The following is a 26,610-nucleotide window of genomic DNA, read 5'->3' on the forward strand; positions in this document are numbered from 1 at the left end:
CCACGCGGGCACGCGACTGACGGGAGACGACGGGGGTCAGCGCTGGGCGTGACGGCGGCGCAGCGTGCGTGCGCCGATGAGGCCGATGCCGGCGAGGACGAGACCGAGGGCCCAGGGGAGGGCGCTCGTCGAGTCGGTGCCGGTGTAGGCGAGGCGGCCGGAGCCGACGTGGTGGGTCGTGACGGCGGCCGGGACGACCGGCTGGGCCGGCACGACGGCCGGCACCGCGTTCGGGCGCACGTCCACCGTGAAGGACGTGCTCGGCAGCGAGGCGCCGGACACCGTCAGGGTGTGCGTGGAGGCGTGCGGGAACGTGACGCTGACGTAGCCGACCTCACCGAGGTCGGGGTCGGCCGCGATGACGTCCGTCGCGACGTCCGAGGTCACGGTCGGCGTGAAGAAGATCGGCTCGCCGGTCTCCTCGTTGAAGTCCGGGAAGGTCGGGTTGCCGAAGCGGTCGACCTTCGTGGCGCCGACGGCGAGCGTGCCGCCCTGCTGCACGGTGACCTGGCCGCCCTTGACCGGCTCGGTGTCGCCGCGGAGGTCCTCCGTGTACACGTCGCCGTTCGGGTGGATGACCCACGCGCTCGTGGTCGTGCCGGCTTCGAGACCGTCCTTGTCGATCGACAGGACCTCGATGCCGACGGGGTCGCCGGCCTCGACGAGGATCTCGCCGTACTGGTCGGTCGACACGACTCCCGAGGGGGTCGTCGTCGTCGCGGTGACGGTGAAGTCGTAGTACTCCAGCGCATCGGTCAGCGTGCCGGAGAGGACGCCGGTCTTCGGGTCGAAGGCGACACCGGCCGGGGCCTTCGTCGTCTCCTCGCCGTCGTCGTCGGACCACGTGATGGAGAGGGCCGGTGCCGGCGTGCTGAGTGCGCGGAAGGTGGTCGAGAACGCCTCGCCCGCCTTCGTCTCGATGTACGCGTCGCTGTCGTCGTCGGAGATCGGCTGGCCGTCCTCGTCCACGAAGACCGGGGCGATGGCGGTCTCCGTGACGGCGGTGGCCTTCTCGTCGGGGACGTCACTCGTCACGGTGACGGTGATGCGCTGCCCCGCGAGTGCCGGAGCGATCGTGTAGGTCTGACGCTTCGACAGGGTCGTCCCCGCCTCGTCGGTCCAGACGTAGTCGAGCGAGTCGCTCGTGAAGCCCTCGTCGGCGGCTTGCAGCAGCGAGCCGACGGTGAGGTCGCCCTCGATCGTGGCCGTCTGCACGGCGGAGGCCCGGACGCTCTTCGTCGGCTGGTCGTCCGGCGCGGCCGGGGTCGTCGCCGGGGTGGTGCTCGGCGGCGTGACGGGGCCGGTGGCGGTCGAGCCGTCACCGGGGGTGCCGGTGCCCGGCGTGCCGGTGCTGCTGTCTCCGGGAGTGGTGGATCCGGTGTCACCGGACCCAGAAGTGTCGCTGCTGCCGGAGCCGGAGTCGGCTGCCGGGCCGGTGGACTCGGAGCCGCCGGTGGGCGCGGTGCCGTCCGGGGTGTTGTCGGCGGGGGTGTTGTCGGCCGAGGTGTCGCCGGCCGTCGCGGGGGCGGACACGGACGGAGCGGACACGGACGGCTCGGTCTCGGCGGCCGACGCGGAGGTCGCCGTCATGATGCCGAGGCCGGTGGTCAGACCGATGAGAGCGATGGTGGTGCCGACGGCGCAGGCGCGTCGGGCGGCGGATGTGCTGCGGCGCACGTCGTCCCCCAGGTGTTCAGGTCCGGTCGGGTGCCGGATCGTAAGAATCCGCCGAGAGTTCTCGGTCGTGCTCGGATCGTACGGGTATCCGCGCGCGTGGCCGACGGTGCCGGAGCAAATGTGACCCGGCTTGGGGGTGGGGCGGGGTGGAGTGGGGTGGGCGCAGCAGTCGAGGGAGCAGAAATCGTCGGGTCAGCACGAGCGACTCGACGATTCCTGCTCCCTCGACGGGGCGCACGGGGTGCACGGGGTGCACGGGGTGCACGGGGTGCACGCAGCGCGCGCGACCTCAGCGCTGGAGGCGGCGCAGGCGCAGCACGAGCAGCCCCGCCCCGGCAGCGAGCAGCCCGAGCGCCCAGCCGATCGGCCCGCGCTCGTCGGCCCCGGTGTAGGCCAGCTGGCTGCCGGCCCCGGTACCGGTGGTGGTCGTGGCGCTCGCCGGAGTGGTGGTCCCCACGCTGGCGACCGGCTGCACGGCGACCACGAACGACGTCGAGACGCCACCCTCGCGGACCGTCAGGCGGTGGTCCGAGGCGTGCGGGAAGGTCACGGACGACACGTACTCCGCGGGGAGCCACGTGATCCGGTCCGACCCGATCGAGCTGGTGACGGTCGAGCGCGGGACCCCGGCTCCGGTCCAGACGGTCGTGCGGTTCCCGAAGCGGTCGACCGCGAGGCCGCCGACGTCCAGCGTGCCGCCCTGTCGCACCGGGATCGAGGCGACGGTGCGCTGCGTGGTGGAGCCGGCCGGGCCGTACTGGGTGATGGTGCCGTTCGGCGCGACCGCCCACGACGGGTCCTTCGTCGAACCGGTGGTGACGAACGACGCGACGCCCACGGGCGCGCCGGGTCGCACGGTGAGCCGCACCCACTCCGTCACCTGGGTCGAGCCGCTCAGGGCGACGACCTCGAACGAGTACGTGCCCGCGTCGGTCGCGGTGCTGGTCAGGACCCCGGTCTCGACGTTCACGGACAGGAGCTGCGAGGGGGAGTCCTGGATGGCGTAGGCGACCGAACCCGAGCCGCCGGTGGTGTGGAACGTGTGCGTGAAGGGCGTGCCCGCGGTCGCCGTCAGCAGCAGGGGCGCGGTCTTGGTCGACGGTTCGGTGAACGCCAGGCTGGCCGGCTGCACGGTGAGCCGGATCCACTCGGTGACCTGGGTCGAGCCGCTCAGGGCGACGACCTCGAAGTCGAACGTGCCGGCCGTGGTCGGGGTGCCGCTGAGGACGCCCGTGTCGAGGTTCACCGTGAAGGCCGGGGAGGGGGAGTCCTGGATGGCGTAGGCGACCGTGCCGGTGCCACCCGTCGTGTGGAAGGTGTGCGAGAAGGGCGTGTCGACCATCCCGGTGAGGGCGAGCGGCGAGGCCTTCGACGACGGCTCCGTGAACGCGAGGTCGCTGCCCGCGGGGGGTGTCGCGCGGGGCGTCTGGGTTGGTGTCTGGGTCGGCGTCTGGGTCGCGGTCGGGGCGGCGTTCGGCGAAGCCGGAGCAGCCGAGGCGACGGTCGCGACCCCCGTCACGGAGGCGACCGTGACGAGGGCGACGGTCGCCCCGATGACGGCGACCCGCCGGATCGGCGGCATGGTGGGCAGGTGCATGGGATCCCCCTGGGACTCGAGTGTTCCGACACCGCTGACAGTACGACCGCGGACTCGGTTCCAGAGCGGTACGAATGTTGCAGTTGCATCACGAAAAACCGGCTCTCACCTGGGGTTTCTCACAGACTGACCGCGCGGGCTCCGGTGTGTTTCCACAGACTGGAGGCGCGGTGCCAGCTGGCACCGCGCCTCCCGTCCGTCAGCCGCTCACCGTCAGCTGCGACGGCGACGCAGGCGGTGCACCAGCAGGCCGCCGCCGGCGGCCAGCAGACCGAGTGCCCAGGCGAGCGGGCCGGTCTCGTCCGCACCGGTGTACGCGAGCGATCCGCCCGCGCCCGCACCGCTGGCGGTCGGGGAGACCGCGACGTCGAAGGCATCCGAGACGCCGTCGAACGTGACCGTGATCCGGTGCAGGGACGCGTGCGTGAACGTCACGCGGTTGCTCCACGACTGCGGCAGGAAGTCGACGCGGTCGGTCGCGACACTGCTCGTGACCACGGGGTGCGGATCGCCGTCCTGCGGTTCCAGCGGGACGGAGGTGTTGCCCCACGCGTCGACGGGCGTCGACTTGACGAAGAGCGCGTCGCCCTGGTCGACGGGGATCGTGTCGACGGGGGTGTGCGTCGCCGCTTCGCCGAGGCCGTCGATGCGGATGAGCTGCTTCTTCGGTCCGAAGCCCCACACCGTGCCCTTCCCGTCCTCGCCGGTCGAGACGAACGTCAGGATGTTCTCCGTCACCCCCGGGGCGACGGTGAACTGGACCTCCTGCCGGGCGATCTCCGAGCCGTCCGTCGCGACGACCCGGAACCGGTACTCGCCGGCGACCGTCGGGGTGCCGCTCAGCACGCCGGTCTCGCGGTCGATCGTCAGGTGGTCGGGGATGCGGGCGTCGGAGTGCTCCGGGTCGACGTACTCGTCGTCGGCGTACTGCAGGACGTACCGGACCGGCTTGGTGCTGCCGGTCGCCGTGAAGGTCTCGGAGAAGGACTCACCCGCGGTCGTGCGGAAGGTCTGCGTCGCACCCGAGCCGGTGAACGCGAGGGGCCGGTCCTCGACGGCGACCGGGATCGTCAGCGAGAGGCCCTCGGAGTTCATGGTCAGACGCCGCGAACCCGCGTCGCCGAACGTCACCTTCCACGTGTTCGTCTCGGCGTCCCAGGTGAGGACGTCCGCCGGGTCACTGCTCGTCAGGGTCGACACCTCCGGCATCTCCGGGCCGTTCAGCGGGTTGCCGAGCCGATCGGTGACCACGGCGCTGAGCCACAGCGACCCGCCGGGTTCGACCGGGACCGCGTCGATGAGTCCGCCGCCGCCGACCGGGGCGATGCCGCCGTCGGGACCACCGGCCACCGACCAGGCTGGGTAGTGACCGTCGGCGCTCGAGTACACCTGGGCGCCGATGTGCGAGGCGGCGCCGGGCTGGACCTCGACCCGGACCCACTGCGTCGCGGTCTGGCGTTGATCAGTGGCGGTGACGTCGACGTCGATCCAGTCGGGCGCGTCGAGGGTCCCGCTCAGCACACCCGTCTTCTCGTCCCAGTGCAGGCCATCCGGCGTGGTGTGGGGGTTGAACAGGTACTCGAGCGGGCCGTCGCCGCCGTTCGCGACGAACGTGTGCGAGAACGGTTCACCGGCGGTGACCTGCAGGACGATCCGGTCCTCCGGGCTCGACGCTTCGGACCACGTCACCGGGACGGACGCCGCGGCGGCGGATGCCGCTCCGTCGGGCGCCGGAGTCGTCGCAGCGTTCGTGGGCGTGGCGGCGGGGCTCGGGTGCGGGGTGGGCGTCGGGTCCGTCGTCCCGGCCGGTTCAGGGTCCGCGTTCGAGTCCGAGTCCGGAGCCGGTTGCGCGGTGGGCGCCGTCGGGTCGGCGGCCGTACCCGGTGCGTCGGAGTCGGGCGTGGTGGAGGGCTGCGGCGTCGCTTCGGTCGTCGCGCTGGTCTCAGCCGGTGCCGCGACGGCAGCGGTGGCCCCGATGCCGAACGCGGACGACGCGGCGACGATGGCGACGGCGGCGCCCACTGCGGCGCTGCGTCGGAACGTGGATGTGCAGGACTGCTTCACGGGATCCCCCTCGGATGCTGTGGTGGGCAGCCGTTCGGCGCCCTCAACTCAGCAATGTCCGGGGCGACGGGAACCTGACGTGATCACAGGTCACGGATCGGTCACGACCCGCACCGTCGGTCGGGTGGGGTGCGTGGCGGGCCGGCACCGTGCCTCCAGGCCCGATGGTGGGGTCAGTCGCCCACGGTGGCCGCTGCGCGTTCGAGGGCGTCGCGGAGTGCGCGGACCGCCGGGGCCGACGAGCCGGCGGCGCGGACCACCGTGAAGATCGTGCGGCGGGGGCGCTCCGGCAGGTCGACGAGTCGGCAGGTCGTGGTCCGGCCCGTCCACATGAGGTCGGGCATCAGGCTGACGGCGTTCCCGGACTCGACGAGGCGGATCTGGGTCTGCAGGTCGGCGGTCTCGTAGCGGACGTCCGGCTCGAAGCCCCAGCGCCGGCAGACCTGCTCGGCGAAGTGCCGCGAGGCCGTGCCGCGCGGCTCCATGACCCAGGGAAGGGCCTCGGCGTCCTCGATGGAGGAGACCGGCGCGAGGGCGGTGTCGATCGGGGGCAGGGCGAGTCGGACGGCGTCCGTGGTGAGGTCGGAGCGGTCGAGACCGGGCAGGTGCGGTGCGGCGTGCGCCGGGTACTGCTCGGCGATGACCATGTCGAAGTCGCGGGCCCAGGTCTCGTGCAGCGCGGTCTCGGGCTCGCGCTGCACCATCTCGATGCGGACGTCGGGGTGCTGCGTCGCCATGTCGTGCAGCGCGCTCGGCATGAGGGCGAGGGCCGCGGACTGGAACACCGCGACCCGCACCCGGCCCTGCACGGTCGGCATCGTCGACTCCACCGCGGCCTGCGCCTGGTCGAGGACGTCGAGCACGTGGCCGGCGGCCTGCACCAGCACCTCGGCCTGCGGGGTGAGCTGCAGGCGTCGACCGGCCTTGCGGAGGAGGGGGACGCCGGCCTCGCGCTCGAGTGCGGAGAGCTGCTGCGAGACGGCTGACGGGGTGAAGTTGACGGCCTCGGCGACGGCCGCGATCGTGCCGCGGATCGACAGCTCGCGGAGGAGGACCAGGCGGCGGACGTCGAGCATGGTGAAACCGTAGTGCAGCTGAACGGTACTCGTCACGAACGGTTGCTTCCGCTACCGCTTCGGGGGCTCCACACTGAAGCCATGACGACGCTGCACGAGGCTGCTCCCACCGACCCCGGCTCTGCTGATTCGGGCGCTGCTGATTCGGGCGCTGCTGATTCGGGCTCTGCTGATTCGGGCGCTGCTCGTTCGGGTGGGTCGGACGTGTTGGCGGACCAGTCCGTTGCGCTCGTGCGGCAGTGGCTGACCGACGCCGAGACCTACCCGGTCGACGGCTCGGCGAAGCAGCTCGCCGGGGTGCTCGCCGACCCCGCCGGTCTGGACTTCGCGGTCGGCTTCGTCGACGGCGTCGTCCGCCCGGAGGACCTCGGCGTCGCCGCCCGCAAGCTCCGGCAGATCGCGCCGAACGCGCCCGGCTTCCTGCCGGCACCGCTCCGTGGGCTCGTCCGGCTCGGTGGCGGCATGGCCCCGCTGCTCCCCGGCGTCGTGGTGCCGATCGCGCGGCGCGTGCTCCGCGACATGGTGGGGCACCTGATCGTCGACGCGACCGACGCCAAGCTCGGCCCGGCGATCGCGAAGATCAAGCGCGACGGCGTCCGGCTTAACGTCAACCTGCTCGGCGAGGCCGTGCTCGGCGAGAGCGAGGCCGCCCGCCGGCTCGAGGGGACGCACAAGCTCCTCGCCCGCGACGACGTCGACTACGTCTCGATCAAGGTCTCCTCGACCGTGCACCCGCACTCGCCGTGGGCGTTCGACCACGCGGTCGAGGACATCATCGAGAAGCTCCGACCGCTCTTCCGCCGGGCCGCCGCGGCCACCCCGGCCAAGTTCATCAACCTCGACATGGAGGAGTACAAGGACCTCGACCTCACCATCGCGGTCTTCACGAAGCTCCTCGACGAGCCCGAGTTCCTGCAGCTCGAAGCCGGCATCGTCCTGCAGGCGTACCTGCCCGACGCGCTCGCCGCGATGGAGCAGCTGCAGGACTGGTCCGCCGCGCGCCGGGCCCGCGGCGGCGCCGGCATCAAGGTCCGCCTGGTGAAGGGTGCCAACCTGCCGATGGAGCAGGTCGAGGCCTCCGTGCACGGCTGGCCCCTCGCCACGTGGCACACCAAGCAGGACTCGGACACCAACTACAAGCGGGTGCTCGACTGGGCACTCACGCCGTCGCGCATCGAGAACGTGCGGGTGGGCGTCGCCGGGCACAACCTGTTCGACGTCGCGCACGCGTGGCTGCTGGCCGGTCAGCGTGGCGTCCGTGACGGCATCGAGTTCGAGATGCTCCTCGGCATGGCGCAGGGCCAGGCCGAAGCGGTCCGCAAGACCGTCGGTTCGCTGCTGCTCTACACGCCCGTCGTGCACCCGGGCGAGTTCGACGTCGCGATCGCCTACCTGATCCGCCGGCTGGAAGAGGGGGCGTCGCAGGAGAACTTCATGTCCGCGGTGTTCTCGCTCGTCTCCTCGCCGACGCTGTTCGCGCGTGAGGAAGAGCGGTTCCGCGCGTCGCTGGAGCCGCTCGCCACGCCCGAGGGCCTCGCGGCTCCGGCCTCCCACCGGGTCGCCGACCGCTACGCCGCCGTGTCGCGTCCGAGCGTCGGACACTTCGAGAACACCCCCGACACCGACCCGTCGGTCGCCGAGTTCCGCGCCTGGGGTGACGCCATCACGGGTCGGATCGCGTCGTCGACGCTCGGCACCAAGGCCGTCCAGGAGGCCCGACTCACCTCCGCCGAGCAGCTCGACACCGTCCTGGGCCGGGTCCGCGCCGCGGGCGCCGCATGGGGTGCGTGGCCGGGAGCGGCTCGCGCCGCGGTCCTGCACGCCGTGGGCGACGCGCTCGAGGCGAACCGGGCATCCCTCGTCGAGGTCATGGCCTCCGAGACCGGCAAGACCATCGACCAGGCCGACCCCGAGGTGTCCGAGGCGATCGACTTCGCGCACTTCTACGGGTCGCTCGCCGAGTCGCTCGACGCCGTCGACGGTGCGACGTTCACGCCCGCCGCGCTGACGCTGGTCGCGCCGCCGTGGAACTTCCCCGTCGCAATCCCAGCCGGGTCGACCCTCGCCGCACTCGCCGCCGGGTCTGCCGTCGTCCTGAAGCCCGCCCCGCCCGCGGAGCGCTCGGGTGCGGTGCTCGCCTCGATCATCGAGACCGCGCTCGACGCCCACGGTGCCCCCGCCGACGTGCTCGCCTTCGTGCAGGTGTCGGAGAACGACCTCGGTCAGCAGCTCATCGCCTCGCCGATGGTCGACCGCGTGATCCTGACGGGCGCGTACGAGACCGCCGAGCTCTTCCGCTCGTTCCGGCCCGACCTGCCGCTGCTCGCCGAGACCTCGGGCAAGAACGCGCTCATCGTGACCCCGTCCGCCGACCTCGACCTCGCCGTGAAGGACGTCGTCGCCTCGGCCTTCGGGCACGCGGGGCAGAAGTGCTCGGCGGCGTCGCTCGTCGTGCTCGTCGGCTCCGTGGCGACCTCGCGACGCTTCCGTTCCCAGCTCATCGACGCGGTGTCGTCGCTCACGGTCGGCTACCCGACGGACCCGACCACGCAGATGGGGCCGGTGATCGAACCCGCAGCCGGCAAGCTCCTCGACGGCCTGACGAAGCTCGGCACGGGGGAGACCTGGGCGGTCAAGCCGGCGAAGCTCGACGACAGCGGCAAGCTCTGGAGCCCCGGGGTCCGCGACGGCGTCCGGCGTGGTTCGGCCTTCCACCGCACCGAGTACTTCGGCCCGATCCTCGGCATCATGACCGCGGCGACCCTCGACGAGGCGATCGCGATCGTGAACGAGGTCGACTACGGCCTGACCTCGGGTCTGCACTCCCTCGACCCGGTCGAGATCGGCACCTGGCTGTCGGCGATCGAGGCGGGCAACCTCTACGTCAACCGCGGCATCACCGGCGCGATCGTCCGGCGTCAGCCGTTCGGTGGGTGGAAGAAGTCGGCCGTCGGCGCCGGCACGAAGGCGGGCGGGCTGAACTACCTGGTCGGGCTCGGCTCGTGGTCGGTGTCCGAGGCCTCGGTGGGGTCCGCTCCGTCCGCCCCGGTCGCCGCGTTCGTCCGTGCTGCGGGAGTCACCTCGCCGGTGCTCGACCGGGCGCTGGCGTCCGACGAGCACGCGTGGACGTCCGTGTTCGGCACGGCCACCGACGTGTCGGCGCTGTCGGCGGAGCGGAACATCGCGCGGTACCTGCCGTACCCGGGTGTGCACGTCCGGCTGGCGTCGACGTCCGACTCGGCTGCCGAGGGTGCCATCGCCGATCTCGTCCGGGTCGTCGCGGCCTCGGTCCGCGCCGGCACCACGATCGACGTCTCGACGGCTGCGGCGCTCCCCGCCGCCGTGACGTCGGCCGTCCGTGCGCTGTCGAACGTCCGCTCGCTCACGACCGGTCAGTCCGACGACGCCTTCGCTGCTGCGGTGACGAACGGGCCGTCCACGCGTGTTCGGCTCATCGGCGGGGACGTGTCCGCGCTGTACACGGCGATCGGCGGTCGCCCCGACGTCGCGGTGTACGGGGAGCCCGTCACCGAGGCCGGTCGGGTCGAGATGCTGCCGTTCCTCCGCGAGCAGGCGGTGTCGATCACGGCGCACCGCTTCGGGACGCCGAACCACCTCACCGACGACCTGATCTAGGCGCACTTCGTCGAATCACGGAACCGACGTCGAACCACGCTCCAGGGCTGGTTCGACGTCGGTTTCGTGGTCCCACGCGTGCCGCCTGTGGTCCCGCCGTCGCGGCGCCGTGGTCGTGCCGTGGTCGCGCCGTGGACGCGGTGCGCGTGTGGTGCGCCTGTCCGGTCTCCGCGCCGGGCGAGGCTGCTCCGAGGTGATGGGGGTTGCCTCGGATTCGCGCCGCAACCACGGTGCGCCGCCGATTCCCCGTCGGGCCGACCCCTGAGGAGCTCCACCATGACCGAACCCTTCGCCCGTCCCACCGCCCTGGCCCACGTCCGCGTGACCGTCACGGACATCCACCGCAGCAAGGCGTTCTACCAGCAGCTCCTCGGCACGGCTCCGGCGATCGACTTCAGCGACCAGGTCGACGAGCCCGGCGTGCGCGAGGACCGGGAGCGCTTCTACGGCGGGTCGGTATTCCGGCTCGGCGACCAGGTCTTCGGCCTGCGCCCGGTCGCGCCCTCGGGGCAACGGTTCGACCCGGACACGGTCGGCCTCGACCACGTCAGCTTCGTGGTCGGCTCGGTCGACGAGTTGCACCAGGCCGCCGCTCGCCTCGACGCCGCCGGGGTCGAGCACGGCGAGGTCACCGACCTCGGCGACGCCGGCATGGTGATCCTGTCCGTGCAGGACCCGGACGACATCAACCTGGAGCTCGCCGCGCTCAAGGGGTGAAGGGGTGAAGGGCTGACGGGCGTCTACGCTCGGCTCATGCGCATCGTGTACGCCGTCGGTCGGGCGCTGGGGTTCGTCCTGACCACCATCGCGAAGGTCATCGGGACGTGGAACGGTGCGAAGCCCGCGGGGGACGACGCTGCCGTCCGGCTCAACAACCCCCGGCGCGAGGACTACCGACCCTGACATGCCGCATCGCACCCCGTGGCGGACATCGCGCCCCGAGGTGCGGGGGTGCGATGTGCGCGCGGGGGTGCGATCGGCCGGCACGGCTCGGCCGGCACAGCACGGCACGGCTCGGCCGCCGACGGCTGGCGCGCGGCATCCCGCCGCGACGCACAACGGAAGTCGTCCCGAACCACGGAATCGCGCGGCTCGAGCTCACTTTGGTTGTGCGGGGGCCCAGCAGGACGGCCCGGCCTGCGAGGCGCAGCCCGGCGCGCGGGTCAGTCGGCGGGGACGGCGGCGGGCGCCTGCATCCTCGTGGTGACGAGCTCGCGCAGGGGCGCCGGCAGCGGGATCGGCCGGCGGGCACCCTCGCGGTCGATGATGACGTGCACGAACTCGCCCGTCGCGAGCAGGGCTCCGTCGGACTGTCGGAACAAGCCGAACTCCCACGACAGGCTCGTGTTCCCGAGGTGCTTCGACCGCATCCCGACCTCGATGACGTCCGGCCACACGGCGGACTCGACGAACCGGCAGCTCGACGACACCAGCACGGCGATCCACTCCGACGTGAACGGGTCGAGACCGGCTTCCTCGCGGAACCAGTACGTCGACGCGTTGTCCATCGCGCTGTAGTAGATCGTGTTGTTGACGTGGCCGAACATGTCGTTGTCGTTCCATCGCGTGGGGTAGGTGCGGTGGAACGGGTACTCGTCGATGGTCATCGGTCTCCGATCGATGGGGTGGCGGGGGCCACTGCGCTGACGGGGGAGCGTGCGGCATCGGTGGCGCGTGCGGGGTCGGGGTCTCGGTCGGGGCGGAGCACGTACTCGAACGCGGCACGTGCCCGTTCGGGGTTCGGTGTCTCGCCGGAGATGAACTCCGCGTAGGTGAACGACTCGGAGATGCGGACGAGCAGCCGTGCGAGCTCCTCGGCCGACAACGGGCCGGGATCGAAGGTACCGGAGGACTGCTCGTGCTCGATGAGTGCGGTGACCCGACCGACGAAGCGGCTCTGCACGTCGCTGTCCGTCGTGGTGAGGAGCCGCAGTGCCCGCGCGGGCTCCCGCGTCAGGAACGAGCGGAAGTACGGCGCTTCGATCAGGTCGGCGGTGAAGCGGTCGAGGACGTCGACGATGCGTTCGGCTCCCGCGGACCCGTCGGCGTCGGCAGCGCGGGCCGCTCCGTCGAGCGTCGGCACTGCGAGGGACCACAGGATCTCGGAGAGCAACCGGTCACGGTTGCCCACCCACCGGAAGAGCGATGTCCTGTCCACGCCGAGCGAGGCAGCCAAGGCGCCCATGTCGATGCGCGAGCCGGCGATGAAGGTGTGGCGTGCCTCCCGGAACGCGCGCAGCGCAGAATCCGATGTGTACACGCGAGCCTCCCTTGCAACGTTTCCGAGAATGATGCATCGTGGTCCTCATGTCAACGACGACGTCCACGACCGCGCTGCTCGAGTCCGACTTCTACCGTTTCCAGGAGGGGCTGACCGAGCAGGAACGCGAGTCCCTCGGACGGCTGCGCACGTACCTCGAGTCCGAGGTGCGTCCGATCGCCGACGACTACTGGGCGCGCGCCGAGTTCCCGATGCAGGTCATCAAGCCGCTGTCGGAACTCGGCATGTACGGGCCGGGCGTGCCGCTGGTGCGGCAGTTCGAGAACTCCGCGGTGTACCGCGGGTGGGCGGCGCTCGAGCTCGGACGGGTCGACGCCAGCGTCGCGACGTTCATCGGCGTGCAGTCCGGGCTCGCGATGAACTCGATCGCCGTCGCCGGCAGCGAGGAGCAGCAGCAGGAGTGGCTCCCGCCGATGGCCCGCGGTGAGCTCATCGGCGCCTTCGGCCTCACCGAGCCGCTCTCCGGCAGCGACTCCGCACGGGGCCTCCGGACCACGGCTCGGCGCGAGGGCGACGAGTGGGTGCTCGACGGTGAGAAGCGCTGGATCGGCAACGCGACCTTCGCCGACGTCGTCGTCATCTGGGCGAAGGACGTCGCGGACGACCAGGTGAAGGGCTTCCTCGTCACCACGGACACGCCGGGCTTCACTGCGACGAAGATCGAGGACAAGATCGCGCTCCGCGGCGTGCAGAACGCCGACATCGTCATGCAGGACGTCCGGGTGCCGGAGTCGCGTCGACTGCAGCGTGCCGAGTCGTTCCGTTCGACGGCCGAGGTGCTGCGCCTGACCCGCACCGAGGTCGCGTGGCAGGCCATCGGCATCGCGGTCGGCGCCTACGACGCGGCGCTCGACTACGCACGCACGCGGATCCAGTTCGGCAAGCCGATCGCGTCGCACCAGCTCGTGCAGGACCTGCTCGTGAAGTCGCTCGCGAACATCACGGCGTCGATCGCGCTCTGCACGCAGGCGTCGGCGATGCAGGACGCGGGGACCGGCGCGGACGAGCACTCGGCGTTGGCCAAGGCGTTCGCGACGGCGAAGATGCGCGAGACCGTGGGGTGGTGCCGCGAGGTGCAGGGCGGCAACGGGATCGTGCTCGACAAGGGCGTCGCGCGGTTCTTCGCAGACGCCGAGGCGATCTACTCGTACGAGGGCACGCGCGAGGTGAACACGCTCATCGTCGGGCGGGCGATCACGGGGCAGGCTGCGTTCGTCTGAGCCGACCACGGATCGCCGACCCGGAACGACTCCGTCGATGTCGTACGACGTCGACGATGTCGTCCCGGGTCGGCAGCGCCCAGCGCAGCGCAGCGAACACCCAGCGCCCTACCCGAGCAACTCCGGCCGCTTCCACTCCTCGCCGAGGACGTGCTGCGCCAGGAACGCGAACACCGTCTCGTACCAGACCACGGCGTGCTGCGGCTTGAGCACCCAGTGGTTCTCGTCCGGGAAGTACAGGAACCGGTGCGGCATCGTTCCGTCGGCCGCCGCGTGGTGCTCAGCCAGCTCGGACCAGAGCCGCAGGCCCTCGCCGATCGGCACCCGGTAGTCCTTGTCACCGTGGATCACGAGCATCGGTGAGGTGATGTCCGCGACGAACCGGTGCGGGTCGTTCTCGTGCAGCCCCTGCTCGTCGAAGATCGACTGCCAGTACTGCGACATGTCCGTCGTGCCGTTGAACTGGTCGAGCGCCCAGAGGCTGGCGTGCGTGACCACAGCGCGGAACCGGTCGGTGTGCCCGGCGACCCAGTTCGACATGTAGCCGCCGAACGAGCCGCCCATCGCGGCCGTGCGGGTCTCGTCGATGTCGGCCCGCTCGACCACGGCGTCGGTGATCGACATCAGGTCGGTGTACGGCGCCTGCCCCCAGGCGTTCCACCCGCGGTTGATGAAGTCGAGCCCGTACCCGGTGGACAGCGCCGGGTCCGGCAGCAGCACGGCGTACCCGCGCGCCGCGGCGAGCTGCGGGTTCCACCGCCACGACCACTGGTTCCACGAGTTGAGCGGTCCGCCGTGGATCCAGAGCAGCAGCGGGTGGGGGCCGTCGCCGTCGGGCAGGACGAGCCAGCCCCGCACTCGGGAGCCGTCCGCGGCGGTGGTCGAGACTTCCTCGAGGCGCCCGGGGACCTCCGGCAGGGCCGCCGGCGTCGCGAGCGTGGTCACCGCGCCGTCCGCCGCGATGCGGACGGGGTGCAGCGGGGCCTGCCAGGAGGCACGGAGCGCCACGACCGCGCCCGTCTCCTCCGCCACGCGCACGCTCGAGTACGCCCAGTCGTCGTGGGTCAGCTGCTCGACGGCGCCACCGTCGACGGGGATGCTGAAGACCGGCGCCCGGCCGTCCTGGTCGGCGGTCGCGAGGATCGCGGCGTCGCCGTGTGCGAACACGAGCTCGTTCGGCCAGCGGTCCCAGTCGGTCGCGATCCGCCGGGCACCGGACACCGTGGTGCCGTCGAGGTCGGCGACCCAGATCTCCTGCTGCGTCGCGCCCTGCGGGGTGAAGCGCGGCGTCCGGATCCAGGCGAGCGTGCGCCCGTCGTGGCTGAGGGTCGGCGTCTCGTGGTCGACCTCGTCGTCGCTGAACAGCACGGTGCGCTGGCCGCTTGCGACGTCGAAGGCGACGATCGTCGAGCGCGAACCACGGGCCTCCTGGACGGCGACCGTCGCGACGACCACCGCGCCGCCCGGGGTGACCGCCCCGGAGACGTGTTCGAGGGAGCGCGCCGGTGCCGGTGTGAGGTCGACGGGGGCGGGGAGGTGTGCCGGGTAGGCGGGCTTCGTGTCGCCGTCGGGGCCGTCGTCGGACGGCGCCGGGGTGGCGTCGGCTTCGCGCAGGGTGGCGAGGTCGAGCGTCAGCACGTGGGTCTCGTCCGGACCGAGGTCGTGGTCCCAGAAGCGCACCGGGTAGGTCTCGTGCAGGATCGCCTGCACCTTCCGGTCCGTACGGCGGCCGCGGAGCTCGGCGTCGGCGGTGACCACGCCCGTCCGGTCCGTGCCGGCGCCGGGCAGGAGCGCGGCGGTCACCGCGACGGTGTCGGCTGCGGTCGCGGAGCCGAGCACGCCGCCGATGCCGCCCGTGAACCGGGTGACCGGTCGCGCCTCGCCGCCGGCCGCGGGTAGCACCCAGAGCTGCGGTGCGTCGGTGTCCTTGTCGCCTTCGCCGTCGGGGCGCCCGGACACGAAGAGCAGGTCGCCGTGGCGCGTGAACGAGACACCGCCCTCGCCCTTGACCGAGCGGGTGAGGCGGACGGGTGCACCGGCGGCGGCCGTCGCGTCGTCGGTGCCGGGCACGGCCCATATCGACCGGCGGTACCCGGTGCCGTCGGCGTCGAGCACGCTGACGGTCAGGGCGACGCGGGAGCCGTCGGGGCTCACGGCGATGCCGTCGACTCGGGGGAGGGCGGTGAACTGGTCGAGATCGGAGAACGGCGTCGTCATGCCCCCACGCTATCGGCGCACCCGGACACCGCGGCCGTCACCCCCGGTCCTGTGGACAACACACGCATGTGGACGACAGACGCATGTGGACGCGCATGTGGGCACAAGCTCACGCCCAGAACGCGGCGATCCCCTCCGCGACGGCGCTGCCCTGCGTGTGCCCGGCCTCGGCCGACGGCGCCTGCGTCGCGAGTGACAGCGAGTTCGCGCCGAACGCCTGCTGCGCGGTGCTGTCCGCCACGACCACCTCGACGGAGCTACCGCCGGCGCGGAGCCCCTCGACCGCGATGTCGAGCCACGGCCCGAGCGGCGACGGCCCCTCGGGCCCGCAGGCGATCACGAGGACACGCTCGTACCCAGCCGCGACGTCGGAGTTCGTCGCGGAGCGCAGCCCGCCGTCGTAGTACGGCCGGCCCTCGAGCCCGACGGGCGACCACACGAGCGGCACCGAGCAGCTCGCGGCGACGGCACGGGGGAGCGGGACGCCGTCGCCGGCCGTGAGGACCCGGAACCCGCCGTCGGTCGCGTCGATCGTGGTCAGCGCGAGCGGCTTCGCGGGCCACTCGGTCGACGGCAGGGTCTCGGTGAACGTCGCCACGCGCTCGTCGTCGGTCTGGCCCGTGGTGGTCTGCTGCGCGAGGAGTCCGAGTCGCGCGCGGGCGTCCTGCTCGGAGGTCGCCCCCTCGAGCACCGCCCCGATGCGCTGCTGGAAGTCCTCGCCGTCGATGGCGACGGGCTCCTCGTAGGTCGTCGGGACGGGCGCGTGCTGCTGGTCGTACGCCTGCTGCACCCCGCCGTGGCGGACGAACGTGCCGACGACGCTGCCGGCGCTGGTGCCGACCACGAGGTCGGCGGCGTCGAGGTCGACCCCGGCCTCCTGGAGCGCGGTGAGCACCCCGAGTTCCCAGGCGATGCCGGCGACGCCGCCACCTCCGAGGACGAGTGCTCTGGTTCCGGGGGCAGGGGAGGAGACGTCGGTCATGCGTCCTGCTTACCAGGCCGCGGTGACGCGGTGGTGGCGACCGGCGACGGACTGGAGGCGCGTGGCGGCGCCGCCACGCGCCTCCAGTCCGTCGGTCGGAACGTCCCATAGCGCTCGGAATGGGAAGCCGAATCGCGCGTAGGAGGTCGGAAGTTCCGGCCTCCTATGCGCGGAAAGGCCTCCTTCGCGCGGAACAGCCTCCTTCGCGCGGGACCGCTCAGGCGGCGCCGTGGCTGGCGCGACTACGGCGGGAGAGGGAGTCGATGATCACGGCGAGGAGGAGCACCGCGCCGGTGATCATGTAGCGGATCGACGAGTCGAGGCTGAGCAGCGTCAGGCCGTTCGAGATCGACTGGATGACGATGATGCCGAGCAGCGCCGACCAGGCGCTGCCACGGCCGCCGAAGAGGCTCGTCCCACCGATCACGGCCGCCGCGATCGCGTTGAGGTTGGTGTCGCCAGCACCCGACGACAGGCTCGCCGAGTTCAGTCGTGCAGCCGCCAGGATGCCGCCGATCGTGGCGAACAGCGACGTCAGCACGAACACCGAGATGTAGATCCGGTTCACGCGGATGCCGGAACGGCGAGCCGCCTCAACGTTGCCGCCGACCGCGAACACCGACCGGCCCCAGCGGGTGCGCTTCAGCACGAAGTTCATCAGCACGACGAGCACGACGAAGAACACGAACGAGGTGCCGGTGCCGAAGTCGCGGGACAGGTACCAGACCATGAGGCCGAGGCCGAGGAACAGCGCGACGGACTTCGCGATCGTGAGCGACATCGCGCCGGTCGACAGGCCGGCTCGGCGACGGCGGGCGGCGCGGCGGACCTCGGTGAAGAACAGGCCGCCGGCGGCGATCGCGGCGAGCAGGTAGGCGAGCCACGGCGGCAGGTACGACGCCGAGGCGAACTGCACGATCGGCGACGAGTACGGCAGGTTGATCGAGCCGTTCGGGCCGAGGATCAGCAGCTGCAGGCCGAGGAACCCGAGCAGGCCGGCGAGCGTGATCACGAAGCTCGGCACGCCGAAGCGGGTGAACAGCAGGCCGTACAGGAGGCCGGCAGCCGCACCGACGGCCAGCGCCACGACGAGGACCAGCCAGAGCGGCCAGCCAAGCGTGGTGAGTCCCTGCCCGAGGATCGCGGCGGCCAGACCGCTGACACTGCCGACGGACAGGTCGATCTCGCCGAGGAGCAGGACCAGCACGATGCCGATCGCGATCGTGCCGACCGCCGCACACTGCAGGGCGAGGTTCACCAGGTTGCCCGGGGACAGGAAGTCGGGGGAGAGCGCCTGGAACACCGCCCAGATGACGATGAGGCCGACGACCACCGGCAGCGAGCCGATGTCACCGCCGCGGACCCGGCGGACGAACGCCTTCGCGGCGCCGCCGATGCCCTGGTCGCGCAGGAGCCGCTCGTCCTGCAGATCGGCCGCCGACGGGGTCGGGGTCGCCGCGGTGAGGGTCTCGTCGGTCTTGCTCATGCTGTCGTCTCCTGGTCGTTCCGGGCCGCGGTCGGGTCGGTCCGGGCTGCGTTCGCCGGTTCCGTCCGGGCTGCGTTCGCCGGTTCCGTCCGGGCTGCGGCGCGGCGGGTGACGGCGTTGTCGGTGGCACCGGTGATGGCGGCGATGATCTCCTCGTAGGAGACGTCGTCGATGCGGAACGTGCCGTTGTTCCGACCGAGGCGCAGCACGGCGACCCGGTCGGCCACCGCCTGGACGTCCGCGAGGTTGTGGCTGATGAGGACGACCCCGAGGCCGCGCTCCCGGAGTCGCTCGACGAGGTTGAGGACCTCGGCGGTCTGCGCGACGCCGAGGGCTGCCGTCGGCTCGTCGAGGACGACGACCTGGGGGTCGCCGATGAGCGAGCGGGCGATGGCGACCGTCTGCCGCTGACCGCCGGACAGCGAGGCGATGGGGATCCGCACCGACGGGATCCGCGCCGCGAGCTGCTGCAGGAGCTCCCACGAGCGGCGCTCCATCTCCTCCTCGTCGAGGAAGGGGTGGGCGATCTCGCGGCCGAGGAACAGGTTCGACACGACGTCGAGGTTGTCGGCGAGGGCGAGGTCCTGGAAGACGGTGGCGATCCCGAGCGTCTGCGCCGCGGCGGGGTTCGGGACGGTGACCTCGTCGCCGCCGAAGGTGATCGTGCCGCCGTCGGGCGTGTAGACCCCGGCGAGGATCTTCACGAACGTCGACTTGCCTGCACCGTTGTCACCGACGATGGCGATCACCTCGCCGGGGTACACGTCGAAGTCGATGTCGGTGAGGGCCTGGACGGCGCCGAACCGCTTCGTGATCCCCCGGAGGGACATCACCGGCTCGGCTGAGGGGTGTGCTGCTGGTGGCTCGGTGCTCGAGGGTGTCGTGCTCACGGCTGTCGTCCTCCACGGGGTGAGGCCCGCCCGGTCCGAAGGGGACCGGGCGGGCGTGGTCGTCGATGCGGGCAGGGGCCTGTCGGGCTTACTTGATGCCGGCTGCGTCGCAGGCCGAGGTGTACTGCGAGGTGCAGATCTGCTTCACCTCGTAGAGCCCGTCCTTGACCACGGTGTCCTGCACGTTCTTCGTCGTCACCGCGACCGGTTCGAGCAGGGACGACTGCACCGTCGCGCCGCCCGCGGTCTTCACGGTCGTCTCGCCCTTCGGCTCCTCGCCCTTGGCGAACTGGATCGCCAGGTCGGCGGCCTTCGAGGCCTCCGGCTTGAACGCCTTGTAGACGGTCATGTACTGCTCACCCGCGAGGATCCGCTGGATGCCGGCGAGGGAGGCGTCCTGACCGGTGACCGGCGGGAGTTCGGTGACGCCGGCCGACTTCAGCGCTGCGATGACGCCGCCGCCCGTGTCGTCGTTCGCCGCGTAGACGCCGGTGATCTTGTCCTTGCCGAGCTTGCTGATCTGACCGGCGGCCCAGTCCTGCGCCTTGGCGGGGTCCCATCCGGGTGTGTCGTACTCGGCGAGGACCTTGTACCCGCTGTCGTCGATGACCGAGTGCGCGCCCTTCTTGAACTGCGACGCGTTGTTGTCGGTCGGGGAGCCGTTGACCATGATGATCCCGGACCCCTCCGGCACGTTCTTGGCCTTCAGCGCGTCGACCAGGGCCTGGCCCTGCAGTTCGCCGACCTTCTCGTTGTCGAACGAGATGTAGTAGCTCAGGTCCGGACTGTTGATGAGCCGGTCGTAGGAGATGACGGGCACCTTCTTGGCCTTCGCCTGCTGGACGATGGACGCCGCGGCCTCGCCGTCGAACGGGTCGAGGACCAGGACCTTCACGCCCTGCGTGAGCATCGACTGGGCCTGCTGCAGCTGCTTCGAGGCGTCGCCGTCGGCATTCGCGTAGATGACGGAGCAGCCGCTGCACTGCTTCTTCACCTCGGCGGTGAAGAGCGGACGGTCGGCGCTGGCGTAGCGGGCGGTGACGGAGTCGGGGAGGAGCAGACCGATCTTCGCCTTCGAGGCGTCGCCGCCCCCGCCGGAACCCGTTCCCGCGTCGGCGCCGTTCGAGCACCCCGCGAGGGTGGTGATCGCGAGCAGCAGGGCGCCGACGCCCAGCATGGCTCGTGTGGTGGCTTTCTTCATTGAAACGTCCTCCAACAGGTGGACCGCCCACGTTGGCGGTGACCCGAGTGTGGCAGCGAGTGTTCTTGGCTGCAAGACTTGAACGCAAGGGCCTCGTGGTGACGGTGAAATCGTTATCTTCGGCCGCGCCCCGTGGCCAGTGGCACGCGGTCGCGCCCGGCGTCCCGCCCGCGCCTGCGGCTGTGCCCGGCGTCCCGCCGCGCCTGCGCCTGCGCTTGTACCGGGCGTACGCCCCGCCCCGCGCCCGCCCGCGCCTGTGCCTGTACCGGGCGCACGCCCCGCCCCGCGCCCGCCCGCGCCTGTGCCTGTACCGGGCGCACGCCCCGCGCGCGCCGCCCGCGCCCGCCCGCGCCCGCAACCCGCCTCAGCGCGCCCGCGTCACGTCCACCGCTTCGATCGCCAGCGCCAGCGCCCCGGTGACCGCCGCCTTCTCCCCGAGCTGCCCCTGCACCACGTCCGGCGTGCCGTCCACGTCGACGAGCAGCATCGACTCGAGCGCGTGCCGCATCGGCCCGAGCAGCAGTTCCCCGGCGCGCGCGAACTCCCCGGTCACCACGAGGCGCTCCGGGTCGAGCACGTTGCAGAGCCCCACCGCGGCCGTGCCGATCGCCCGCCCGGCGTCGGCCACCGCGCGGATGCAGACGTCGTCGCCGGCCATCGCCCGGAGGATGAGGTCCGCCAGCTTGAGTGTGCCGACTTCGTCGCGGATCCCCTCGAGCACGGCCGGGGCGCCGGCGACGGCCTCGAGGCACCCGCGGTTCCCGCAGCGGCAGATCGGCCCGTGCGGCACGACCGGGGTGTGGCCGAACTCGCCCGCGACGCCGTGGTGCCCGCGGAAGAGCCGACCGTCGAGCAGCAGTCCGGCGCCGATCCCGTTGCCGACGTCGAGCGTGATCACGGTGCTACGGCCCCGGGCGGCCCCGCTGCGGTGCTCGGCCAGGGCCGCGAGGTTCGCCGAGTTGTCGACCTGCACCGGCTTGTCCAGCCGCCGCCCGAGGGACTGCCCCAGGGGGACCCCGTCCCACCCGCGGAGGATCCCGCCCCGCGCCGTCATGCCCGTGCGCCGGTCGATCGGCGCGGCGACGGCGAGTCCGACGGCGAGGACCTCGTCCATCGAGGACTCGATCGACTCCACCATGTCCATCACCAGGAGCGCCGTCTTGTCGAGCTCGGCGTCGGCTCGGTGGTCACGGGCGAGGGGCATGTGCCGCTCGGCCAGGACCGTCGCGTTGAGGTCGGACAGCGCCACCCGGAGGTGCCGGGGCGAGACGTGCACGCCGGCGACCAGGCCGAGGCCGTGCGGCAGGGTCACGCGGAGCGCGCGTCGTCCGCTCGAGGTGCTCGGGGTCGCGTGCAGTGCACCGGTCGCGACGAGTTCCTTGACGATGTTCGAGACGGTCGCGGGGGAGAGTCCGGTCACCCCGGCGAGTTCGACCTGGGTCAGCCCGCCGTGCCGCTTCACCGCAGCGACCACTCGACCCCGGTTGGCTTCACGCAGTGAAGCTTGGTTCCCCGGACTGCGGCGCGGCTCTGACACGGGGACAGCGTAACGGGCGGGTTCCTGCGTGCTCCTGACGGCTGCGGTGGTGAGCGGGGGACGGCCTGGAGGCGCGTGGCGGCGCCGCCACGCGCCTCCAGGCCGTCGTCCGGAACGTCCGGAACGTCCGGAACCGGCGTGCCGGGCGTTTTCGGGCGTACCGAGTGCTTTCGGGCGTACTCGGTCGGAACTTTCGACCGAGTACGCCCGAAACGGGTGAGTACGCCGAGAGGGGGCGCGTCAGACGCCGGCGGTGGAGCGGATCCAGGCGGCGCTCTGCGTGAGGACCGCGTAGTTCGAGCCGGCGTGCGTGTCCGCACCCGGGTCGGCGACGTCGCCCGTCGAGCAGACGCCGACGACCTTGCCGCCGACCAGGAGCGGACCGCCCGAGTCGCCGTGGTTCGACGCGCCGGACACCCCGGTGACGTGCTGGGCGACCCCGCCGTACGCGTCGGTCGAGCGCCCGCTCAGGGTCACGCTCGCCTGGTAGAGGCCCGTCGTCGGGACGCTGTTCGCGCGGTTGCCGTAGCCCGTGATCGTGCCCGTGCCGGAGGAACGCGGGGCGAAGCCGAGGTCGAGCTGCGCGTACGAGGTGAGGGTCTTCGGCGTGCGGAGGTGGACGAGGGCGATGTCGCCGGACGGGGCCGAGTACAGGCGGTCCGCGGCGGTCGCGGTGCCCCGGTTCGTGGTGCTGTTCGAGTGGTAGACGTTCATCGCGGTGGTGCCGTCGACGCAGTGCTCGGCGGTGAGCACCCACGACGCGTTGAGCTGTTCGCCCGTGCACCCGTACGTGCCGGTGCCGCCCTGCTGGAAGACGAGCTGCACCTCCCACGGGGTGCTCGGTGCCGGTTCGCCGCCGATGACCTGCGGGGAGGCGGTGGCTGCGTTCGCGGTGGTGGCATCGAGTGCACCGCCGAGGAGGGTGAGGGCCGCGGTCGCGGTCATCGCGAGGGCCGTGAGCGTCGTTCGCTGCTGCATGGCACGATGCTCCGCGTGCCCCGTTCGGGGGTCAAGTCGGCGTTGCTGAGGACAACACCGTCACCCGGGAGCCCGTCGCGATCCGGCCTGTGGACAACTCCGTCCGCGTCGGTGGCGTCGCCTAGCGTCGTGGTCATGGGGCAACAGCAGGAGCGGCGCGGAACGCGTGCCGGACGGGTCGGGGCGATCGGGTGGCCGATCCTGGTCGCCGCGGCGCCCACTGCGGCGTTCCAGTTGCCGAACCTGTTCACGGCGCCGGCGGTGCGGGTCTCGCTCGTGGTGGTCGGGCTCGTCGTCCTCGTCGCCGCGGTGCTCGTGCAGGTGGTGCGGGCCCGCCGTGCCGAGGCGTCCCGGACCGCTGCAGAAGACGACTACGCGGCCGTCGAACTCGAGCAGGGGACCGCGGTCCGGTACGCGTTCGGGCAGCTGGCCACCCGGCTCGTGCGGTTCACCGAACTCCGTCGACGTGACCGGCGGGGCGAACTGTCGGCGTTCGCGGACCGGGTCGCGGTGGCCCTCGCCTTCTACCTGCTCCCCAAGGTCCCCGACGTCCGCGCCAACGTCTACCAGCTCTCGGCGGACCTCAGCGCGCTCGAGCCGATCGGGCACGGCGGGGCGGGTGACACCGCCGGGGTCTTCCGCGCGGGCACGCCGTACGGGGACCGCAACCTCGAGTGGGTGCTCGTCGGCGGTGCACCCAGGGTCGTCGGCGACCGGACGGCGGACGTCGACGTCGACGAGGACCTCCCGGGCTTCGAGCCTCGGTACCGGTCCTACGTCTCCGTCGTCATCCGGACGCACGAGTACTCGTTCGGCATGCTCACCGTCGACTCTCCGGTTCCCGATGCCTTCACCGATCTCGACGCGAAGAACGTCGCCGTGGTCGCGGCCTTCATGGCGGTGGCGTTCTCCCTCACCTACTCGTCCCCGGAACGGGACCGCAATCCTCGAAAGGGCCCGTGATGCTCACACGATTTGTCGGACGCTCGACGTACCATCCCCCCATGACCATCGTGACCCCCGAACCGAGGCCCTTCGGACGTTCACGGGTGTACACCCCGAACTGGACCGACGACACCACCGACGCCGACTACGAAGACCGCGACGTCATCGCGGCGAACATCGAACGGGAACGCGCAGCGGCGCGACGCCGGATCGAAGCACGGATCGCGGCCCGGCTCGCTCGCTGACCGGGCGGGATGGTGACCGCACGCCTCACGCAGCGGAGACGTCGATGAGCACCTTGCCCACCGCGTCGCCCTCGACGGCGTCGTGCGCGGCAGCGGTGTCCTCGAGCGCGAACCGCACGAGTGGCAACCCGGCGTCCTCGCCCACCGGCAGGGCGCCGTCGCGGAGTGCGGCGGTGACGTCCTCGGCGGCGGCGGACAGCGCCCGGTCGCCGATCGTGTACAGCAGCAGGAACTGGTACCGCGCGTTCACGCTCATGTTCGGGCGGATCGGCAGGGTCGCGTCGTCCCCGCCGTTGTTCGCGTAGATCGACACGACGCCGTGGTTCGCCAGCACGTCCGCGACGAGCCCGGCGTTGTGCGGGATGGACACCTCGACGACGATGTCCACGCCGTCCGGGGCGAGCTCGCGGATCCGTGCCGCGGCGTCCTCCGACCGGTAGTTCACCGTGTGGTGCGCGCCCGCGGCCGTCGCCAGGGCGGCCTTCTCGTCGGAGCTGATCGTCGTGATGACGGTCGCGCCCGCCCACCGCGCGAGCTGGATCGCCGCGTGCCCGACGGCTCCGGCCCCACCGGCGACCAGGACGTGCTTGCCGTCGAGCGCGCCGGGGGTCAGTCGAGCGGGCCCGTCCTCGTGCGTCGTGAGGGCGCGGTGCGCGGTCATCGCGGGCACGCCGAGCGAGGCGCCGACGTCGAAGCTCGTGCCGTCGGGCAGCGGGACGGCACGAGTGGCCGGCACGACCGTGTACTCCTGCGCGGTGCCGGTGGGGCGGCTCGCGGCGGCCATGAAGAGCCAGACGGGGTCGCCGACCGACAGCCCGTCGACTCCGGCGCCGACGGCGTCGACCACGCCGGCGCCGTCCTGGTTCGGCGTCATCTCGGGGAAGGGCAGGCCGTCGCCGTACGTTCCGCCGGCGCGGGCCTTCCAGTCCGTGGGGTTCACGCCGGAGACGACGACGCGGACACGGACCTCGCCGGGGCCGGGCTCCGGCACGTCGCGGTCGACGAGTTCGAGGACGGACGAGTCACCGGGCGTTGTGTAGACGACTGATCGCATGTCCCCAGGCAACCACGCGGAGGCCTGGTGGATTCTGGGGAGTCGGGAGTCGGGCGTCGGGGGAGCAGAAATCGTCGAGGGTGGCATCGGGGTTCGACGATTCCTGCTCCCTCGAGCGGGTTCATGGGCGCCCGCGCGGGGCCCGTGCGGGCGCGCGGGGCCTCAGCGCGCGTCGTACTCCGTGCGCGACACTGCCACCTCGTCCATGTGGGAGGTCGCCCAGTCCTCGAGCGGCTCGAGCACGGCGCGGAGCGAACGCCCCCGGTCGGTGAGCTCGTACTCGACGTGCGGCGGGATCTCTGGGAAGACCGTGCGAGTGACGAGTCCGTCGCGCTCGAGGGCTCGGAGCGTCTGCGTCAGCATCTTCTGCGAGACGCCCTGCACGCGCTGCGCGATCGCCGAGTAGCGTGCCGGACCGTCGGCGAGGGTGCCGATCGTCAGGACACTCCACCGGTCGCCGATGCGGTCGAGCAGTTGGCGGGAGGGGCACTCCGCGGCGTAGGGGCTGTACTCGAGCGCTGACATCGGTCCTCCGTTACGCACCGCGAGGTGCCTACTTACTCAAAGAGAGTAACGCTTGTACGGTGAGTGTCAACGTTCCACGAAGGGAAGCTCCATGACCAACATCGTCGTCTTCGGTGGCACCGGCTACGCCGGCTCCGCCATCACCCGCGAGGCCCTGTCCCGCGGCATCACCGTCACCGCCGTCGCCCGCGACACGTCCAAGCTCGACGCCGCCGAGGGGCTCACCCTGGCGCAGGGCGACGCCTTCGACACCGACTTCGTCGCCGAGGTCACGAAGGGCGCCGACGTCATCGTCGTGGCCCTCCACGCGGTGCAGGCGGACGGCAGCGAGCTCAAGGACAAGTTCCAGCACTTCGTCGACGCGGCCACCGCCGCCGGCGCGCGGCTCGGCATCGTCGGCGGCGCGGGGTCCCTCCTCGTCGCCGAGGGCGGACCGCACCTGTTCGACACCGAGGGCTTCCCGGACGCCTTCAAGGGCGAGGCGAAGAGCCACGCCCAGATCCTCGACGCCCTGCGCGCGAGCGGCACCGACGTCGACTGGTTCTACGTGAGTCCGGCGGCGGCCTTCGGCAGCTACAACCCCGGCGAGCGTCGCGGCACCTACCGCACCACCGACGAGGTCCTGCTCGCCGACGCCGACGGCAACTCGGACATCTCCGGCGAGGACTTCGCCCTCGCCTTCGTCGACGAGATCGTCACGCCGGCCCACCACCAGGCGCGTTTCGGCGTCGCCTACTGAGGCTCGCCGGCAGCGCACGCGGCCGTTGCACCCCCGTCCGGCCATCGCGCCCCCGAGTGAGGGGGCGCGATGTCCGTGCGGGGGTGCGGTGCGTCGGGCGCGACCGACGGGCGGACTGGAGGCGCGGTGCGGGCCCGCCACGGGCCTCCAGGCCGACAGTGGGTCGAGCCCGAACCGTCCGGCCCCGGCCGACCGCGCCGGTCCGGCCACAGGCGCCGTCCGCCGGTCCGGCCGCCGGCGTCGAGCCCGCGCCGGTCCGG

Annotated in this window: 22 protein-coding genes; 7 read left to right on the top strand and 15 right to left on the bottom strand. The window is 72.0% G+C overall.

Going from position 1 to position 26,610, the window contains the following annotated elements; translation table 11 throughout:
- Window positions 1–36 precede the first annotated feature (36 nt).
- The 4 genes from BIU96_RS12570 to BIU96_RS12585 form a co-directional block, all read right to left on the bottom strand.
- Window positions 37–1,677, bottom strand: coding sequence for a putative Ig domain-containing protein (locus BIU96_RS12570; protein WP_071292961.1), 1,641 nt, complete (start codon window positions 1,675–1,677; stop codon window positions 37–39).
- Window positions 1,678–1,966: 289 nt separating this feature from the next.
- Window positions 1,967–3,274: a hypothetical protein gene (locus tag BIU96_RS12575; RefSeq protein ID WP_071292962.1), complete on the bottom strand. Its 1,308-nt coding sequence runs from the start codon at window positions 3,272–3,274 to the stop codon at window positions 1,967–1,969.
- Between the two features lie 213 nt (window positions 3,275–3,487).
- The gene (locus tag BIU96_RS12580) at window positions 3,488–5,338 is read right to left on the bottom strand and encodes an Ig domain-containing protein (protein WP_139200021.1); all 1,851 of its coding nucleotides are present in this window, start codon (window positions 5,336–5,338) and stop codon (window positions 3,488–3,490) included.
- Between the two features lie 173 nt (window positions 5,339–5,511).
- Complete coding sequence (locus BIU96_RS12585) at window positions 5,512–6,414, bottom strand: LysR family transcriptional regulator (RefSeq protein ID WP_071292964.1); 903 nt, start codon at window positions 6,412–6,414, stop codon at window positions 5,512–5,514.
- A gap of 81 nt (window positions 6,415–6,495) precedes the next feature.
- Between BIU96_RS12585 and BIU96_RS12590 the strand changes: the two genes are divergently transcribed.
- The 3 genes from BIU96_RS12590 (at window position 6,496) to BIU96_RS19890 (ending at window position 10,953) form a co-directional block, all read left to right on the top strand.
- Window positions 6,496–10,050: a bifunctional proline dehydrogenase/L-glutamate gamma-semialdehyde dehydrogenase gene (locus tag BIU96_RS12590; RefSeq protein WP_083402884.1), complete on the top strand. Its 3,555-nt coding sequence runs from the start codon at window positions 6,496–6,498 to the stop codon at window positions 10,048–10,050.
- 276 nt (window positions 10,051–10,326) lie between these two features.
- Entirely contained in the window at window positions 10,327–10,767 is a 441-nt protein-coding gene (locus BIU96_RS12595) for a VOC family protein (RefSeq protein WP_071292966.1), read from the top strand.
- A 36-nt stretch (window positions 10,768–10,803) separates the two neighbouring features.
- Entirely contained in the window at window positions 10,804–10,953 is a 150-nt protein-coding gene (locus BIU96_RS19890; protein WP_175477541.1) for a hypothetical protein, read from the top strand.
- A 260-nt stretch (window positions 10,954–11,213) separates the two neighbouring features.
- Here BIU96_RS19890 and BIU96_RS12600 read toward each other — a convergent pair whose 3' ends face one another.
- A complete protein-coding gene (locus BIU96_RS12600; RefSeq protein ID WP_071292967.1) occupies window positions 11,214–11,657 on the bottom strand; it encodes a thioesterase family protein in 444 nt (147 codons plus the stop codon).
- The gene (locus BIU96_RS12605; protein WP_175477542.1) at window positions 11,654–12,310 is read right to left on the bottom strand and encodes a QsdR family transcriptional regulator; all 657 of its coding nucleotides are present in this window, start codon (window positions 12,308–12,310) and stop codon (window positions 11,654–11,656) included. The genes BIU96_RS12600 and BIU96_RS12605 overlap by 4 nt, the downstream gene beginning before the upstream one ends.
- 47 nt (window positions 12,311–12,357) lie before the next feature.
- Here BIU96_RS12605 and BIU96_RS12610 point away from each other — a divergent pair, with 47 nt between their 5' ends.
- Complete coding sequence (locus BIU96_RS12610; RefSeq protein ID WP_071292982.1) at window positions 12,358–13,551, top strand: acyl-CoA dehydrogenase family protein; 1,194 nt, start codon at window positions 12,358–12,360, stop codon at window positions 13,549–13,551.
- Between the two features lie 108 nt (window positions 13,552–13,659).
- On the opposite strand, the gene BIU96_RS12615 is transcribed toward BIU96_RS12610, so the two are convergent.
- The 7 genes from BIU96_RS12615 to BIU96_RS12645 all read right to left on the bottom strand — a co-directional run bounded on the left by BIU96_RS12615 (window position 13,660) and on the right by BIU96_RS12645 (window position 22,842).
- A complete protein-coding gene (locus BIU96_RS12615) occupies window positions 13,660–15,768 on the bottom strand; it encodes an alpha/beta fold hydrolase (protein WP_071292968.1) in 2,109 nt (702 codons plus the stop codon).
- Window positions 15,769–15,877: 109 nt separating this feature from the next.
- The gene (locus BIU96_RS12620; RefSeq protein WP_071292969.1) at window positions 15,878–16,750 is read right to left on the bottom strand and encodes a patatin-like phospholipase family protein; all 873 of its coding nucleotides are present in this window, start codon (window positions 16,748–16,750) and stop codon (window positions 15,878–15,880) included.
- 217 nt (window positions 16,751–16,967) lie between these two features.
- Window positions 16,968–18,236, bottom strand: coding sequence for a sugar ABC transporter permease (locus tag BIU96_RS12625; RefSeq protein WP_071292970.1), 1,269 nt, complete (start codon window positions 18,234–18,236; stop codon window positions 16,968–16,970).
- Window positions 18,233–19,066 carry an ATP-binding cassette domain-containing protein gene (locus BIU96_RS12630; RefSeq protein ID WP_083402885.1) on the bottom strand — a complete coding sequence of 278 codons (834 nt, stop codon included), beginning with the start codon at window positions 19,064–19,066 and terminating at the stop codon, window positions 18,233–18,235. Before BIU96_RS12630 ends, BIU96_RS12625 begins: the two co-directional genes overlap by 4 nt.
- Window positions 19,067–19,214: 148 nt before the next feature.
- Complete coding sequence (locus tag BIU96_RS12635; RefSeq protein ID WP_071292971.1) at window positions 19,215–20,327, bottom strand: sugar ABC transporter substrate-binding protein; 1,113 nt, start codon at window positions 20,325–20,327, stop codon at window positions 19,215–19,217.
- 364 nt (window positions 20,328–20,691) lie between these two features.
- On the bottom strand, window positions 20,692–21,801 hold the full coding sequence (locus tag BIU96_RS12640; protein WP_254786135.1) for an ROK family transcriptional regulator: 1,110 nt from the start codon (window positions 21,799–21,801) through the stop codon (window positions 20,692–20,694).
- Between the two features lie 303 nt (window positions 21,802–22,104).
- Window positions 22,105–22,842, bottom strand: a complete 738-nt coding sequence (locus tag BIU96_RS12645) for a S1 family peptidase (RefSeq protein ID WP_175477543.1) — start codon at window positions 22,840–22,842, stop codon at window positions 22,105–22,107.
- A 135-nt stretch (window positions 22,843–22,977) separates the two neighbouring features.
- Here BIU96_RS12645 and BIU96_RS12650 point away from each other — a divergent pair, with 135 nt between their 5' ends.
- Window positions 22,978–23,805 (top strand): GAF domain-containing protein, encoded by an 828-nt coding sequence (locus tag BIU96_RS12650; protein ID WP_139200023.1) that lies wholly within the window; start codon window positions 22,978–22,980, stop codon window positions 23,803–23,805.
- A 41-nt stretch (window positions 23,806–23,846) separates the two neighbouring features.
- A complete protein-coding gene (locus tag BIU96_RS12655; protein WP_071292974.1) occupies window positions 23,847–24,032 on the top strand; it encodes a hypothetical protein in 186 nt (61 codons plus the stop codon).
- Window positions 24,033–24,057: 25 nt separating this feature from the next.
- On the opposite strand, the gene BIU96_RS12660 is transcribed toward BIU96_RS12655, so the two are convergent.
- Both BIU96_RS12660 and BIU96_RS12665 read right to left on the bottom strand, forming a co-directional pair.
- Window positions 24,058–25,086, bottom strand: a complete 1,029-nt coding sequence (locus tag BIU96_RS12660; protein WP_071292975.1) for an NADPH:quinone reductase — start codon at window positions 25,084–25,086, stop codon at window positions 24,058–24,060.
- A gap of 162 nt (window positions 25,087–25,248) precedes the next feature.
- Complete coding sequence (locus tag BIU96_RS12665; protein WP_071292976.1) at window positions 25,249–25,611, bottom strand: helix-turn-helix domain-containing protein; 363 nt, start codon at window positions 25,609–25,611, stop codon at window positions 25,249–25,251.
- Between the two features lie 91 nt (window positions 25,612–25,702).
- On the opposite strand from BIU96_RS12665, the gene BIU96_RS12670 reads away from it, so the two are divergent.
- A complete protein-coding gene (locus BIU96_RS12670) occupies window positions 25,703–26,350 on the top strand; it encodes an NAD(P)-dependent oxidoreductase (RefSeq protein WP_071292977.1) in 648 nt (215 codons plus the stop codon).
- Window positions 26,351–26,610 lie beyond the last annotated feature (260 nt).

The organism is Curtobacterium sp. MCBA15_008 (genome assembly GCF_001865065.1).
Taxonomy (GTDB): Bacteria; Actinomycetota; Actinomycetes; order Actinomycetales; family Microbacteriaceae; genus Curtobacterium.